The 16410-nt window shown below is 39.6% G+C and carries 16 protein-coding genes; 14 read left to right on the top strand and 2 right to left on the bottom strand.

From position 1 onward, the window contains the following. Nucleotides 1-5: 5 nt before the first annotated feature. The 7 genes from ACH8E3_RS14645 (at nt 6) to ACH8E3_RS14675 (ending at nt 8913) form a co-directional block, all read left to right on the top strand. The gene (locus ACH8E3_RS14645) at nt 6-722 is read left to right on the top strand and encodes a response regulator transcription factor (protein WP_458633404.1); all 717 of its coding nucleotides are present in this window, start codon (nt 6-8) and stop codon (nt 720-722) included. Continuing rightward, a complete protein-coding gene (locus tag ACH8E3_RS14650) occupies nt 715-2082 on the top strand; it encodes a sensor histidine kinase (RefSeq protein WP_458633387.1) in 1368 nt (455 codons plus the stop codon). The genes ACH8E3_RS14645 and ACH8E3_RS14650 overlap by 8 nt, the downstream gene beginning before the upstream one ends. A gap of 22 nt (nt 2083-2104) precedes the next feature. Next, complete coding sequence (gene truA, locus ACH8E3_RS14655) at nt 2105-2842, top strand: tRNA pseudouridine(38-40) synthase TruA (protein ID WP_458633388.1); 738 nt, start codon at nt 2105-2107, stop codon at nt 2840-2842. A 91-nt stretch (nt 2843-2933) separates the two neighbouring features. Beyond that, nucleotides 2934-3908 (top strand): LacI family DNA-binding transcriptional regulator, encoded by a 975-nt coding sequence (locus ACH8E3_RS14660; RefSeq protein ID WP_458633389.1) that lies wholly within the window; start codon nt 2934-2936, stop codon nt 3906-3908. A gap of 264 nt (nt 3909-4172) precedes the next feature. After that, complete coding sequence (rihC, locus tag ACH8E3_RS14665; protein ID WP_458633390.1) at nt 4173-5093, top strand: ribonucleoside hydrolase RihC; 921 nt, start codon at nt 4173-4175, stop codon at nt 5091-5093. A gap of 27 nt (nt 5094-5120) precedes the next feature. Further along, the gene (dcuC, locus tag ACH8E3_RS14670; protein WP_458633391.1) at nt 5121-6551 is read left to right on the top strand and encodes a C4-dicarboxylate transporter DcuC; all 1431 of its coding nucleotides are present in this window, start codon (nt 5121-5123) and stop codon (nt 6549-6551) included. Between the two features lie 97 nt (nt 6552-6648). Then, the gene (locus ACH8E3_RS14675; RefSeq protein ID WP_458633392.1) at nt 6649-8913 is read left to right on the top strand and encodes an SAM-dependent methyltransferase; all 2265 of its coding nucleotides are present in this window, start codon (nt 6649-6651) and stop codon (nt 8911-8913) included. Here the strand turns inward: ACH8E3_RS14675 and ACH8E3_RS14680 are convergent. Further along, nucleotides 8908-10008 carry a metallophosphoesterase gene (locus tag ACH8E3_RS14680; RefSeq protein ID WP_458633393.1) on the bottom strand — a complete coding sequence of 367 codons (1101 nt, stop codon included), beginning with the start codon at nt 10006-10008 and terminating at the stop codon, nt 8908-8910. The two genes, ACH8E3_RS14675 and ACH8E3_RS14680, sit on opposite strands and share 6 nt — an antisense overlap. Before the next feature lie 186 nt (nt 10009-10194). On the opposite strand from ACH8E3_RS14680, the gene ACH8E3_RS14685 reads away from it, so the two are divergent. The 7 genes from ACH8E3_RS14685 to ACH8E3_RS14715 all read left to right on the top strand — a co-directional run bounded on the left by ACH8E3_RS14685 (nt 10195) and on the right by ACH8E3_RS14715 (nt 15557). Beyond that, the gene (locus ACH8E3_RS14685; protein ID WP_458633394.1) at nt 10195-10521 is read left to right on the top strand and encodes an ArsR/SmtB family transcription factor; all 327 of its coding nucleotides are present in this window, start codon (nt 10195-10197) and stop codon (nt 10519-10521) included. Between the two features lie 15 nt (nt 10522-10536). Then, complete coding sequence (locus tag ACH8E3_RS14690; RefSeq protein WP_458633395.1) at nt 10537-11832, top strand: arsenic transporter; 1296 nt, start codon at nt 10537-10539, stop codon at nt 11830-11832. A gap of 479 nt (nt 11833-12311) precedes the next feature. After that, complete coding sequence (locus ACH8E3_RS14695; protein ID WP_458633396.1) at nt 12312-12644, top strand: hypothetical protein; 333 nt, start codon at nt 12312-12314, stop codon at nt 12642-12644. Between the two features lie 189 nt (nt 12645-12833). After that, nucleotides 12834-13853 carry a hypothetical protein gene (locus ACH8E3_RS14700; protein WP_458633397.1) on the top strand — a complete coding sequence of 340 codons (1020 nt, stop codon included), beginning with the start codon at nt 12834-12836 and terminating at the stop codon, nt 13851-13853. Between the two features lie 166 nt (nt 13854-14019). Next, nucleotides 14020-14562: a DUF1273 domain-containing protein gene (locus ACH8E3_RS14705; protein ID WP_458633398.1), complete on the top strand. Its 543-nt coding sequence runs from the start codon at nt 14020-14022 to the stop codon at nt 14560-14562. A gap of 96 nt (nt 14563-14658) precedes the next feature. Next, entirely contained in the window at nt 14659-14946 is a 288-nt protein-coding gene (locus ACH8E3_RS14710; protein WP_458633399.1) for a DUF6509 family protein, read from the top strand. Between the two features lie 68 nt (nt 14947-15014). Further along, nucleotides 15015-15557 carry a hypothetical protein gene (locus ACH8E3_RS14715; protein WP_458633400.1) on the top strand — a complete coding sequence of 181 codons (543 nt, stop codon included), beginning with the start codon at nt 15015-15017 and terminating at the stop codon, nt 15555-15557. 265 nt (nt 15558-15822) lie between these two features. On the opposite strand, the gene ACH8E3_RS14720 is transcribed toward ACH8E3_RS14715, so the two are convergent. Further along, a partial coding sequence (locus ACH8E3_RS14720; RefSeq protein WP_458633401.1) for an IS3 family transposase occupies nt 15823-16410 on the bottom strand: 588 nt, incomplete at its 5' end.

Consider the following 16410-nt stretch of genomic DNA (forward strand, 5'->3'; position numbering starts at 1 on the left):
AAAGGATGATACGGTTGGAGGGCATAAAGATCCTAATTGTCGATGATGAAACCAACATAGTGCAAGTAATCAAGGCGTACTTACAGAAGAGTGATTACATTGTGTATGAGGCAAATACAGGACAAGGAGCATTGCAAGTATTTGATAATCTTCATCCGGACCTATTGATATTAGATTTAATGTTACCAGACATCTCCGGTGAAGAAGTATGTAGAATGATTCGTAGAACATCTAACGTTCCGATCCTAATGTTAACGGCTAAAAGCAATGAGGATGACATGATCAATGGTTTGTTAATCGGAGCTGACGATTATATTACGAAACCCTTTAGTCCAAGAGAACTGATGGCACGGGTGATTAGTCTATTAAGAAGATCTCAACGTTCAACTATAGCGGATGAGGTAAGTGATCTTACATTTGCAGATAATCTATTATCCATTAATAAAGAATGCCATGAAGTGAGAGTACGGGGAGAACTTATTTCCCTTACACCGATTGAATTTAAATTGCTAGATGTGTTGACGAAGCATCCAAAGAGAGCTTTTAGTCGGTTTGAAATTGTGAACTTAATTCAAGGGGATACATTTGAAGGTTTTGAACGAACCATTGATGTTCACATCAAGAATATTCGGCAGAAGATCGGTGACAATCCTAGAAATCCTACTTTTATTGGTACTGTATTTGGTGTCGGCTATAAATTCCAGGTGAGCCCAGATGAATAAGGGAGGATTACGGAAAAGGTTGCTAGTCTCTCACCTAGGCGTGGCGGTCAGTTCATTGTTAGCGATCATGTTGCTAGTTAATATCGTAACAACAATCTCATTTGGTAAGTATACCGATAATCAGGAGCAAACTGAGGCGAATAGAATATTAGAGGACTTACAAGAGTCGTATAATTCTAGTCAGGCTAATTGGAACAAGGATGCACTGATGGGGGTTGCTCACCAGGCAATGATGCGTGATTATGTCGTTAAGATTTATAATGATCAGCGGCAATTGCTGTGGAGTACGAATGACATGGGCATGGGAATGCATTCGTCAGGTATGATGAAGGAGAAGGACAAGGTATCGAAGAACAGAACAACGATTCAAAAGGATATTACGATAGAGGGACGAACAATTGGAATTGTGGAAATACAGGGAATAGAGACTGCTTTTGAATCACAAAATCAACAGTTTCTAAGGATGTTCAATTCGCTACTTTGGCTTGCATTTCTTTTGGTGATTGTGGTTGTATATGTATTTAGTATTTTCATAGCGAACGGGATGAGTAGACCCCTTGTTAGAATCAAACAGACTGCAACTCAAATGATGAAGGGAGATCTATCTTCTCGTGTGATATTGTCAGATCGTAACACAGAGATCGAAGAGGTTGGGCTTGCACTGAATCATCTTGCAGATACGTTGGTTCAAGAAGATAAACTCAGAAAGCACTTGACGGCAGATATTGCTCATGAATTACGTACACCATTAGCTACACTACAAAGTTATATAGAAGCTATTCAAGATGGTGTATGGGAAGCGACCCCGGACAATCTGCAGATATGTCATGATCAAGTGATCCGATTAGTGCAACTGATTCGCGATCTTGAGAATCTATCAACGGTAGAGAATCCCATGTTACAATTACAGAAGCAAAGAGTCTGTCTGAATGAAGTATTACAAGATGCCATGAACACAAGTTCTGGCTATTATAGTTACAAGAATATTTCAATAGAAGCTCATGCAGATCAAGCAGTTTATATAAGTGGTGATTATGCACGGTTGGTCCAAGTCTTCACGAACATACTGAATAATGCTTACAAATATACGAATGAAGGCAGTATTCGAGTGAAGATAACAGAAGAACAACTTGGAGCGGAGATTACGATCGAGGATACAGGAATAGGGATGAATGCAGAGGAACTGCCGTATATTCTTGAACGCTTCTATCGTGGGGAGAAATCAAGAAATCGAAAGACAGGTGGGTCTGGCATTGGCCTTGCGATCGTGAAGGCTATTGTAGATGCACATGGCGGGACAGTTACGTATCAAAGTGCGATTGACAAAGGAACAACATGTACTGTATATTTTCACGAATGATCGAGGAAAAAGGGAGCAAACCATGAACAATTATAAATTAACCATACAATATGATGGCGGGCGTTATAAAGGCTGGCAGCGCTTAGGAGATAGTGACAATACCATTCAAGGGAAAATCGAAAAGGCGATATCCGTAATGGTAGAACAACCGATCGAGATCATCGGATCGAGTAGAACGGATGCTGGGGTACATGCACTGGCTCAAGTAGCTAACTTTAAGATCCATGAAGATCTGCCAGAGTCTAAGATTATAAATTTTCTCAATCATTATTTGCCGCCAGATATTAGTATCATAGAGGTTGCACGTGTGGATGATCGTTTCCACGCTCGTTATCTTGCCAAAGATAAAATATACCTGTATAAGATCTGGAACGAAGAGTACAGCAACCCCTTCATGCGAAAGTATAGTATGCATGTTGCCAAGAAACTGAATATCGAAAAAATGGAAAAGGCTTGTCCGTATTTTATTGGGGAACATGACTTCACGGCGTACTCCAATGCCAAGTCGAATAAAAAGGATATGGTACGTACCATTTATTCGTTAGCTATTGAAGAAGAAGAGGGTTTCATCCAATTTCGAGTGTCTGGTAATGGGTTCCTCTATAATATGGTTCGTAAAATGATTGGAACGTTGATTGAGATCGGATTAGGTGAAATAGAAGCAGAAGAACTACCGAAGATATTAAGTTCCAAAGAACGAATTCAGACCGGTGGTATGGCTGACGCTTGCGGGCTTTACCTGGAGAAGATTAACTATTGATAATAGCACGAATTTTTTTTGAAAGATTGACTTATAATTAAAACCGTAGTATATTCTATGTAACCGGTTACTTGAAAGATGGAGTGAGGAAATGTCATCAATTAGAGATGTTGCTAAGTTAGCAGGAGTATCTGTTGCCACAGTGTCTCGAGTATTGAATAATAAAGGTTATGTAAGCGACAATACTAGAGAGATTGTAGAGAAATGTATCAAAGATTTGAATTACACGCCAAATGAAATTGCAAGAACACTATTTAATAAACAATCCAAGACTATCGGTTTAATCGTTCCAGATATTATGAATCCTTATTTCCCTGAATTAGCTAGAGCTGTGGAAGATACGGCTACAGAATTGGGGTATAATGTCATTCTGTGTAACTCGGATGGCGACATAGAGAAGGAACAAAGATACTTGGATGTATTATTACAAAAGTATGTAAACGGCATTATTGTATCTTCTAATACATTAAGTGCTTCTCAGATTGAAAAGCTGAATATTCCGATAGTCAGCATTGACCGAGAGATCAGTAAAGGTCTACCGACCATTGTAGTTGAGAATCATAAAGGTGCGATGATGGCTACACAATTCTTGGAGAGTAAAGGATGCACGAGAATTGGTCATATCAGAGGCCCGCATAAAATTGTCAACGCCGAAGAACGTTATGAGGGGTATAAAGAAGTTGTAGGCAAGAGATCGTGGTTCAAAGATAGTTACATTGTAAATGGTCGCTATGATATGGAATCATCCATCGAGGCAACGTTAGAGCTATTACGTTTACACCCCGAAATTGATGGTGTTTTTGCGGCAAATGATGTGATGGCTATAGGGGCCGTTAAGGCTGCTTACCAACTTGGAAAAAGGATCCCGGAAGATATCTCAATCATTGGATTTGACGGCATCAGTTTATCCAAAGCCACGACACCAGAGCTAACAACCATTGTACAACCCATCTATGAAATGGGCGAAAAGGCAGCAACGATGTTGGTTCAGTTAATGGAGCAACAACCCATAGAAGAAACTTTTTGCAGATTGGAAGTTATGTTAGTGGAAAGACACTCTACGTAATATAGAAACGAGCCAAGCCGTTGTTGGAACAAGACTTGCGCTCGGGAGTCACATAGAAGCTTATGTGATCTATTATATTCAATGTGGAACCGGTTACCGAAATGGCGATTCAAGATATTTTAATGATTTATGCTCAAGAAAATAGTATAAATGTGCTGCGTACAGCGAATAATCATGTGATAAGAATATTTAATCAATCTAAACAAGAGTTCATAGTTCATATGACTGTGATTTCATTAAACCATTATAGGGAGGAAATATATTATGAATACAAGACCTATTATTATTGATACAGATCCGGGAATAGATGATGCAGTGGCCCTTGCAATCGCATTATTTAGTGAAGAACTGGATGTTCGTTTAATTACAACTATTGGAGGGAACGTTGGGCTGGATAAAGTAACGGCTAATGCGTTAAGACTTCTACACTTTTTCGGAAAAGATGTACCCGTTGCCCTTGGAGCCGATAGACCATTAATCAAAGAACCTATTGATGCAAGTAATATACATGGTTCCTCTGGTATGGATGGTTATGACTTTGAAGAGCCGACGAAGGATCTTGTCATTAAAGAAAATGCTGTGAATGCCATGTATCGTGTGATCATGGAGAGTAAAGAGCCGATCACTATTGTTCCTATTGGCCCATTAACCAATATTGCACTTTTAGTAAAGGTGTATCCAGAAGTGAAAGAAAAGATTGCTGAAATAGTATTGATGGGTGGATCTGCTTCAAGAGGTAACTCCGGCGTGATGTCGGAATTCAATATCCATGCCGATCCAGAAGCTGCGAAGATTGTATTTGATAGTAAGGTTCCTATTGTTATGGTTGGACTTGATGTAGGTCTGAATGCGCTAGTCTACCCTGAAGATAGTGAGCAACTTAAGACAATGAACGAGACTGGGAAAATGATTTATCAATTATTCCAAAAGTATCGTGGCGGCAGTATGAAAAAAGGTCTGAAAATGTACGATAGTTGTGCAATTGCCTACTTGTTACAGCCTGAAATGTTTGAAGTCGTAGAGACATTCGTGGATGTAGAATTAACAGGAGCCTTAACAACGGGTTGTACAGTAGTAGATTTAAAAGGATATTTGGGTAAAGAGAATAATGCGAAAGTATGTATGGAAATCGATGCGGATATGTTCAAGAAATGGTTGCTCGATGGCTTGAAGAAATGTAATTAATTCTATTAACGGGAAGGAAGTAAATTCATGGATTCTAATATAATGATGTATATTTCTGCAATCCTTGCTGTAGTGATCGTTATTTATATGTTAATCAAGAAAATGGATATCAAAATGACCCTTTTCTTAATGGGTATTATACTCATATTGATTAGTATGGCTATGGGCAAAGAGATTGCAGTCAAAGATTTCGTATCCACAGGATCTTCATGGTTAGATCCACTACAAGTGATAGCGATACAATTCAAGCAAACATTCGGCGCAGCAGGATTTATTGTACTGATGTTAGGTGGATACACCGCCTACATGTCTTCCATTGGTGCCAATGATGTAACGGTAAATGCTTTAACCAAACCTATCTCTAAGATTAAATCCGTATATGTCTTAGCACCCATTGTATTTCTACTAGGGAACTTACTATCCCTTGTTATCCCAAGTGCTTCGAATCTTGCGATCATATTACTGGCAACCTTATATCCAGTGTTGAGAAAGACAGGGATGTCTGCTCTAACGGCGGGTGCAGTTATCGCTACTTCAGCAACTATTGTTCCTACACCACTAGGTAGTGATAATGTTGCCATAGCGGAGGAATTAGCCAAACATTCCCTATTTGCTAACATGAGTGTTACGGAATATGTGTTTAATTATCATGCATTAGTATCTATACCAACGTTGATATTTATCGCAGTAGTACATTATTTCTGGCAAAAGAGAATGGACAAGAAAGCACAGTTACATTTGAATAGTGCAGTGGATGAAGATGTTGAATTGCATGAGGTACCTGTCATTACTGGGGGATACCTATACAAAACAGTATATGCACTTCTTCCGATATTCCCAATTATTCTCTTATTAGGTGCGTATGCCTTCCAGCTTCTCACTGGAACGGAAGTAACGATAAGTGTTGAGATCGCAACGATATTCTCCTTAATTCTAGCTATAGTATGTGAGTTAATTAGACATAGAGGGAATAGAAAAGTGTTGGAGAATACGGAGACCTTCTTTAAAGGTATGGGAGGCGCTATTCCCATCGTTGCATTACTAGTTGCTGCATCCGTCTTTGTAACAGGATTGAAATCCATTGGCTTGGTGGATGAGCTTCAACAAACCATGCAGAACATTCAAGGTAACGGCCTAGATTTCCTTCTACCTCTAGTGTTAGTTGGATTAACAGCTCTGATCGTTATATTAAGTGGAAGTGGTACTGCACTAATCTTTGCAATGGTACCTCTAATTGTTCCGTTAGCTGATGCAGCTGGCATTAGTCCAATCGCACTTTCTGTTCCAATGGGCTTAGCGGGTAACCTATTCCGCGCGGTATCTCCAGTGGCTGCTGTTATATTAATTGTATCGGGAACCATTAAAGCAGATCCGATTAATATTGTGAAAAGAACGTCCGTGCCTATGATTGCTGGTGTCGTGTTTATGTTTGTGTTATCCATGATTATATTCTTGTAGAATAGGAATCGAATATATAAGACGAAGACTCTCAACCTCTATGGTTGGGAGTCTTTTAATATGATACATTTAGGGCTAAGGAATGGAGTTGGATGACTTGCAACAACTAGCTAGGAAGATTAGTGCATACCAAGAAATAACCGTATACGAAGCTGCGGAGTTATATGGGGAGAAGGGTGTATTTCGATTTCTACAGTTCTCAGAAGACGCGGTTCAAGGTGCTATAGATTTGAAAGATAAGAGCCGTATTGTATTAGAATACCCAAGAGCCATTATTCATTTAATGGAGTCGAATAATCCCAAGTTTGAGAATATGTTTATGATTGGGCATGGCGTAGGATCTATTGCTAGTCATTATAAGGAAAAGTCGGTTACAGTGGCAGAGATTGATGAGTCGGTAGTGGCGCTTAGTAGACAATACTTTGATTATCAACAGGATAATGTAACGATTGGCGATGGCCGTGAAATTCTTAATCATGAGGAATCCGATTCATTTGATTATATTATCTTGGATGCATTTACTACTGAAGGAACGCCATATCATCTAACAACAATGGAGTTCTTTGAGATGACACAACGCAAACTTAAAGCGGATGGGTCCATCATTCTAAATCTAACGGGTCGTATAAAGAATGATAAATTAATCGAGGCTATATATACAACACTAAAAGAAACTTATTCGCATACGAAGGCATTTGTACTACCTGGTGAGGATAACTTGGACATTTGCAATATTATTGTAGTTGGAGGCAACACAAAGATCCGTTATGAACCACCAGCCATGGTGGGATTTATTGAACTTGAATTAGGAGGAGGTCATATGATCATGGATAGAGTACCGATCTATCGTTTCAGTGAATCACCCCTGTGGGATCTGCAGAGAGACTATTATGAAGAGAGGGGAGTTCATGCGTGGCAGAGCGAGGAAGTACCGTTGTACATCACGAATAATCCGACCATCGCGAAGGCCTATGCGGAAATGATATTCGGTGTTCTTCAAGATCGAGCTAGACTAGGTCATACCACGGAGACAGTCATGATACTTGAACTTGGAGCGGGTTCAGGACGTTTAGCGTTCCATGTACTTAAGGAATTATGTGAACTAAGGGACTTTGCAAATATGGAGCATCCACCTTTTTGTTATTGCATAAGTGACTTCGCACGTAAAAATATAATGTATTGGCAACAGCATCCCAGTCTATCGTCTTTTGTACAGCAAAGCATATTGGATTTTGCTCATTTCGATGCTATGCATGATGCAGAATTACATTTAACGGAGTCCAAGATTAGTGTGAGAGTAAGCGAATTGGAGCAACCACTAATAATAGTAGCGAATTACTTCTTTGATAGTATCCCGCAAGAATTGATCTATGTGGGTGAGGATGGGATTTATGAATGTAGAGTTTCTTTACATGAAACACAGGAGGCTTCTCAACTGGATGTAGCCAATCGGATTGACAGAGTCACGCCAGAATATCATTATCACAGAGTTCCCGAGTATGAAGAAGAGTCCTATCCATACTATGAGCTTATCAAGCAATATAGCGAGAAGTTGGAGGATTCACACATTCTTATTCCTGAAATTGGAATGGCTTGTTTAGAAAGACTTCGTGAACTCTCTAAGGATGGATTTGTATTGCTCACAGCAGATAAAGGCGATCATCGATTGGTGAATTGGGAGTTCGCTGAACCACCTAGCATTATCCATCATGGAAGCTTTTCATTAACAGCTAATTATCATGCCATACAAACCCATTTTGAGGCTCAGGGAGCACATTCAATATTCACCAAGCATCACTATAAGAATTTAAATGTGGGTTGTATTCTGATGATCCCAGATCCGATAAGTTATTATAATACGCGTCTCGCGTATCGGAGATTCATAGACCAATTCGGACCAGACGATTTCTTTACGATGAAGGAATGGTTCGATGAGTATGTGGATCAAATGGATCTACGTCATATTCTTTCCTTTTGGCGACTAGGTAGTTATGACGCTCAATTATTCTTACAAAGTGCTAAGCGAATGCTAGAAGTTCTCCCCATGAGTGCTGATGAAGAGATAGAGGATCTCCATATAGGGATCGAATGCATGTGGGAAGGTTACTATCCATTAGGAGAGAAGAGCGATGTAGCTCTGAACTCGGGGATGGTGTTATTCGAAATGGAATGTTATGAAGATGCTCTGAAATGCTACGAACGATCATTGAATCTCGATGATGCCAACAGTGCGACGCTGTATCAAATGGCCATCTGCTCCTCCGAATTGGACAAGGATGATCAAGCCCGTCACTATGCTCAAAGAGCAGTAGCCATTGAACCCGCTCATGAAGGTGCGTTGTCGCTGTTGTCTGTTTTATAAGCCAAATGTAACGTTAATTAGCACGATTTCTGCGCGACTACCTAGGCGAATGGGAGGACCCCAAAAGCCGAATCCTGAGGTTACGATCGAGTGAAGTTGTTCCTTCTGAAGATATCCCCAATCGTTCTCGAATAAGAGTCGCGTAATCAGGTGTGCTGGAGCGATCTGTCCGCGATGGGTATGCCCTGAGACGATAAGATCAATTCCTTGCTGCTGTGCGATATCTAAGTCTTTTGGTTGATGATCTAACAGAATCACAGGTTTCGATAGATCTACATCTTTCATAATATCAAAAAGTTCGATTCTTGCAGCGTCACTGTGGTCTTTTCTACCAATAAGTGTGAGCCGATCGTCGATCGTTATCGATTCGTCATATAACACGTGAACATCGCTTTGTTCTAGGATATCAATCAGTTCAGCTATCGTACCTTTGTATTTGTCATGATTACCTAAGGAGGCATAGACCCCGTAAGTAGCTTCTATCTTAGTTAGAATAGGTCCAATTCCTTGGTTGATATACTGCTCGACTTGATCGTCGAATACATCTCCTGGAAACAATACAATATCTGGATCTAACGCATTAATCTCCTCTACCATTCGAATGGCATGATTCTTCCCAGAGAGAACACTGAAATGCATATCGGAAGCCATCACAATCTTCAATGGTACCGATGACGGATCACTTTTGGAAATATTAATATCATAGGTACGGACAACAGGGCTGTAAGCATTAAATGTTCCATATGAAATTAAGGAGATCAGCAGAATCAAAGTGATGAATCCAGACCATTTCTGAATATGATGCCTAGGGAGCACGGTCAGTTGTAATAGCCAAACCGTGAGTTGCACTATTGGCAGTAGTAGCAATAGCAAACTGAATAAAGCTAGCCAATATGAGCCGATGACACTGATATACACATTATTAAATACTCTTGCCAGAATAAATGAGATGGAAAGAAAAATAAGAGTGAAAATATAGAGTAGCTTGAATTTGAGCGAAAGTGTCGGCTTCATCCATTTCCAACCACTCCACCCAATGTAAAAGACGAGAAAACCATATAACAAGATGAAGACTGACCCAATAAGAATGAACATAATAATCCCCTTTCATTCTCTAGTATACCAAAAAATGCTGTCAATGGAGAGTGTGTTAAAAGCGTAGTGAAGAATATGTAATAACTCGTTCAGTAGACAAATCCTATTGCTTTATGTAGAAGAGCGGGTTATTATATAATCAATTACTTATATAACTGAATGCTTATATAGTATATGGAAGGAGGGATGGATATGCTTGTTGAGATTGCGGATGACATGAAATTGTTAGGCGATAAAACGCGTCTGGTGATACTGTCCCTATTGAAAGAACGGGAGTGGTGTGTTTGCGAATTTGTTGAAATTTTTGATATCTCACAGCCAGCGATTAGCCAACATTTAAGAAAGTTAAAAGACCAAGGCCTAGTTAAGGAGGATAAACGGGGACAGTGGGTGTATTATTCATTAAGTGTGAATAACAAGCCCTATATCCGTGCTGTTCTCGAACATATGCCTGATTCAAGAACGATATTAGCACTATTAAATAAAGGATTAATTAACTCAAATTGTGAATAAATGGAGGTTTGATGCGTGGAGTCAGTGTTTCTAGCAAGTATTATTTTTATAGTAACATTAGTATTTGTAATTTGGCAGCCTAGGAACTTATCTATTGGATGGTCCGCTTGTGGTGGAGCGGTACTAGCATTACTTCTAGGAGTGGTAAGCTTTAATGATGTAGTAGACGTAACCTTGATCGTATGGAATGCTACTTTGGCCTTTGTTGCTATCATCCTAATTTCTCTAATATTAGACCGAATTGGGTTATTCGAATGGGCTGCATTACATATGGCGAGAGCTGCACGTGGGAATGGGGTTAGAATGTTCGTCTATGTGACGATTCTTGGAGCGATTGTCGCTGCATTCTTTGCTAATGACGGTGCAGCCTTAATTCTGACTCCCATTGTGCTTGCGATGGTGCGTGCTCTGAAATTTGATGAGAAAAAGGTATTCCCATTTATTATCGCCAGCGGGTTTATTGCAGATACGACTTCATTACCACTTGTAGTCAGTAATTTGGTCAATATCGTGTCAGCTGATTTTTTCGATATTACCTTTATGGAATATGCAGGTGTTATGATCGTGCCGACGATTTTCTCTTTGGTCGCCAGTATTCTGGTTCTTTATTTCTTCTTCCGTAAAAGTATTCCAAAGCATTTCGATGCTACGCAACTTAAAAAACCAGCAAATGCCATTAGAGACGTAAGGATGTTTCGATTGTCATGGATTGTTCTAGCTGTACTCCTTATCGGGTATTTTGCTAGTGGGTTGTTGCATATTCCAGTTTCATTTATTGCAGGAATCATTGCGATCTTCTTTTTGCTGATGGCAAGAAGAAGCCCCTATGTACAGACAAAGGAAGTCATTAAAGGTGCTCCATGGGCCATTGTTTTCTTCTCCATAGGGATGTACGTTGTGGTGTATGGATTGCGAAATGCCGGACTTACCGATTTATTAGCTGAGGTAATACAGGTTGTAGCGGACCAAGGTTTATTCGTAGCTACAATAGGGATGGGATTCATTGCAGCATTTATCTCATCAATCATGAATAACATGCCTACGGTGTTAATTGATGCTCTTGCGATTGATGCAACGAATACGACTGGTGTGATTAGGGAAGCCCTGATCTATGCGAATGTCATCGGTTCCGATTTAGGTCCAAAGATTACCCCAATAGGTTCATTGGCAACCTTGTTATGGTTGCATGTACTCGCATCCAAGAATGTGAAGATATCCTGGGGCACGTATTTTAAGACGGGAATCATATTGACGATTCCTACGCTATTCATCACCCTATTGGGTCTATATCTGTGGTTAATTGTTGTTTGATTTAAATGGTAGGGAATTCCTATCAGTTGTCATTTGAATGGAATTATTCATAAATGCATCAAAAAAGAGCGATTTCCATGGTTATTTCACAATGGAGATCGCTCTTACTTACTTACTTACTGGTTAGGTTAAATAAATAATCTAGGTAATTATTGTGAATGGACGGATAGAATAATGAATGCGCTATAGAACATAGCATAGAAGAATCCAACGGATACGAAGATAAGGAATATTTGACTTTCACGTTTACTTTTTGGGGTGATCATATCGAGTCAGCTCCTTTGTATTAAAGATGTATTTGTGAACGTTATGTGACTTTATCTAATTATTGAACATTCTGTGACATAAAACCAATACATATTTGAGATCAATTGAAAGCGTTACCATGCTTGTCCCCTCAAAATGGATATAGATCACGGGGTAATCTATCCAATCACATCATCTCTGCTTCGCATTTAATATAAGCAGGAGGTGAGAGAATGAGAAAGTTAGTAACGATTAAAAAAGCCAATGCACGGTTTAAAAAGACGAGAGTTGTCGCTAATAGAGCAAAGGCAACTCAGAATCTAGGTGATGGGTTTTATCGATACGTCTACTATAGAACGATTACACCCAACACATTCTTCACGTTTACGTTTAGTGGAGGACGTCAGAAACCGGTAAGTGGTGGATGGTGGATTGACAGAAACAATTCCATCCCTGCCTACGCCACGGCTAATTACTCATTAAATGATAACCAATGGGTTGTTGTCGTATATAACCCAAGTACCTTCACAAGACAGATTGCATTTACGTTTATAGCTAAAACCTAGAATCGAACAGGCATTTAATAAGGAATAAGGAAGCAGCGAACTCGGTGAAGAGGTGCGCTGCTTCCTTTTCTTGTTGATCCATGAATATAGAATCCATAGCCCATGAACATTTAGCTTAAGTTGAATACTATAATTTATCGCATATAGGAAAGGTGATGGGTCGTGGCTACTTTTAGAGAGGCGCATAACATGAAGACACGTATGGCTAAAGGCATGTTAGCAAGATCAGATGTTCATGGGATTGGTGTAGGTTATAAAGATCCGAGGAATAAGAAGAAAGGTGCCGCAGTGATTATTTATACAAATACAACATCGTCTACATCGTTTGGAGCTTCAACGAGCCTGAAGATGAACGCGAAGAGCAGAGCAACTACGGTACCTATCCGCGTGGTTAGGACAGGGAAGTTGTGCGCCTGTGTAGATTATAAAAAAAGGATTCGACCAATTCCGGCTGGTTATAGTATAGGTACCGAAGTAGGTTCAGGCACGTTAGGACTGATCGTTGCAAACCTTTCGAATGCTAATCAGCGATATATACTTAGCAATAATCATGTTCTGAACCCCACCAACACTAGGGCGAATACGGTAACATTACAACCTGGAGGAGCAGATAGTATACAGTCGGGTAGAAATCGTGTAGGTCGTCTATATGAATATGTTCCATTGAAAAGAAAAGGGAAGAACTTCGTCGATGTAGCCTTATCCAAACCGATTAGAAACAGCTTATTAAGTCCGTGCTATGCAACCGTGGGCGTAATACCTGGGTATGTGACCACTTATCGTGTTGGTGAACGGTTTAAGAAGGTTGGACGTACTACGGGATTGGTGAAAGGTACTGTGGATTCCGTGAATACAGATATACAAGTTGATTATGGTGAAGGGTTAGGTATTCTTAACTTTGTGAATCAGACCGTTGTGAAAGGTCCCAAACCTGTATCCTTACCAGGTGACTCCGGATCTGTATGGTTAAGAGAGCGAGATCATTATGCAGCAGCAGTTAACTTCGCTGGTACATCGGATGGTCGTATTTCGATCGCCTTCCCTGTGAACTGGGCTATGCGTATATTCAGAACAGGTGTTGCACAGAAGAATAAGGCTGGTAAGGTTAAAAAGGTAAATATAGATCTATCTCCGAAATCTTATGTTCGTCAGCTAACAGCGAAGGAGCTTATTGCATTAAAGGTCACGAGGATTAGAAGAAAGAGGTAAAAGCGAAGCGTTAACCCACAAGTTTATGTTTTGTCCCCAGATTCCAACCCTATCCATATCATTCAGAAGGAATCTGGGTACAACAGTGATCCTATAGTTGGACAGATCGTGTGCGAGAACCTATACTTATAAGATTGTGATGTTACATCATTAAAGGGAGCTAGGGATGAAGAATCTACTTGTCACGGGGTATCGGGCACATGAACTGAACATCTACGATCAGAAGCATAAAGGTATTCCCTACATACAAAAGGCCATCACTAGGAAGTTAATCCCTCTGATTGAAGATGGGTTGGAGTGGGTAATCACGCCAGGTCAATACGGGGTGGATCTATGGACATGTGAGGCAGCTATTTCCCTGAAAGAACAATATCCACAACTGAAATGTTCCATTATAACGGCATTCTTGAATCAGGAGGAGAAATGGAAGGATGATAAGAAAGACTACTATCATCAGATCCTAAGAAATGTTGACTACTATAATGCCGTGAGTAATCAGCCATACAGTGGAATATGGCAGTTCACTGCGAGAGATGACTTACTATTTAGAAAAACAGACGGAATATTACTTGTGTATGATGAAGATGCAGGAGAGGGTAGTCCGAAGTTTTTTAAAGACAAAGCATTAAAGAAACAACAACAAGATGGCTACATATATATCAATATCAACTCGGATGATATCCAGAGTGGGATCGATGAATATGATTAATTATTGATTTAAGTCTGAACAACGATCTATTTGCGGTATAATAGAGATGAAGATTATAAATTGCTTGACCCTACAGGGACTTGAAAGGATGAAGATATGCTAACTATAACAAACCACACTGTAAAATTGATTAAGGATCCGTTCAATATTTTGACCGGACAACGCTATGAATTTATGCTGGAACTCGATGTGCCAGAGGATGATGAACTGTATTTTGAAGATGGATTAAATGTAAGAGTTATTTATGCAGTTGATGAAGACAAAAAGAATATTGTGAAATATGAGTTATTAGAAAGAACCTCCGAGCGTTATGTGGAGTTTGATTTAGAAGATGATGAGATTGAAGCTGTGGATACATTTTGTAAAGAACACCTACCTGCATAAAATAGGATGTTAAGAACGATGAATGCGTGGGCAATACTACACACTTACCTTGCAGGAGGAGGATATGCATGAATCGGAATAGTCAGTCTGTACCCTATGGTTATGAACAACCAGAGGAGAAACGAAAAGGCACACTTATTTATTATGATACGTTTGAGACAACAACTGATGTGGAATTAGATTTGGCCGTGGAGAGCATGGCACATTATTCCTTTCAAAAGCTAGTATTATATCCTTTACACGAAGAAACGTTTAGACGAATGGTAAATATCCCGATTCGTACCTATCATAAGCGTGAAAAGGAACTGTTTGAATGGAAGAATGAGCACGACTATGCAAATGTTGTCGTTGAAAGATGGGAAAGTAAGCGGAAGAAGTACACACCGATGGACGTTGCCCTTAGGTTAATTGCGGAGAAATATAAGGATCCATATTTTCTGTACATAACACCAGAGATGGCTAATTTGTTCGCTTCGTTCTCTTCTTTTGAAGAATGGATCGTAAAGATTCGACTTTTATTAACTGCAGAACCTAAGGATTTGCATCCCATGCTTGAGAAATATCAACATCGCTGGGCTGTGAATAACTTTTCCAATAAGGAAAAAGAGTGATGAATGAGTATGTTACCCACACAAATGTTAGTAACTATCAACAATTTGTTCATAACTCTGGTGATAATGTGAGTAAATAAATAAAAGTGTTTATAAAACTCTATAAATTGTGCATAACTTTATTGAAAATGTTATTTTTTAGTGTTTATTTTAAAAAAGTCGTCTAGTGAAATGAAGTGCTCCCCGTCAAGTGGACAGTGTAAAAAACAAAAACAATAGATTTATTTTCCTCAGCCCGTTTTAATAGGGGCTGGGGTTTTCTTCGTCACACTGCTCTTCGGTATTCGTTAGGCGACAAGCCATCCAAGCATTCTGTATAGCGGTAGTTGTTGTAATAGCGGATATATTCGCTAACGTCTTTGAAGACGTCTTCAAAGGTCTGAAACTTAGTAAGATAATAGCTTTCAGATTTGTAAGTACCCCAAAAACGTTCAATAGGTTGGTTGTCCAAGCATCGGCTCACACGAGACATGCTTTTCATAAATCCGTATTTTAGATGGAGTCGATTATACTCATGAGACGTGTACTGGAAGCCTCTGTCGCTTTGGAGGAGTGGGGTTACTCTTGGATTCTTCTCGTAAGCTTTCTTCAGCGTATCCATCACGAGTTTATTGTTGTTGGAATGGCTTAATACCCATGAAACAATGGAGTTATCGTATATATCGATAATAGCGCTTAAATAGGCTTTTCGACCATTTCCATACTTTAGTTCGGTTACATCTGTAGACCACTTTGAATTAGGGGTATTGGTATCAAAGTTACGTCTCATTATGTTTTCTGCGACATGGATCTCAGAGGCTTTCACGTAATGTGGCCGTTTCCTACGGATGACTGCTTTGAGTCCAAGGGCACG

Source organism: Paenibacillus sp. CMAA1364 (assembly GCF_054373195.1).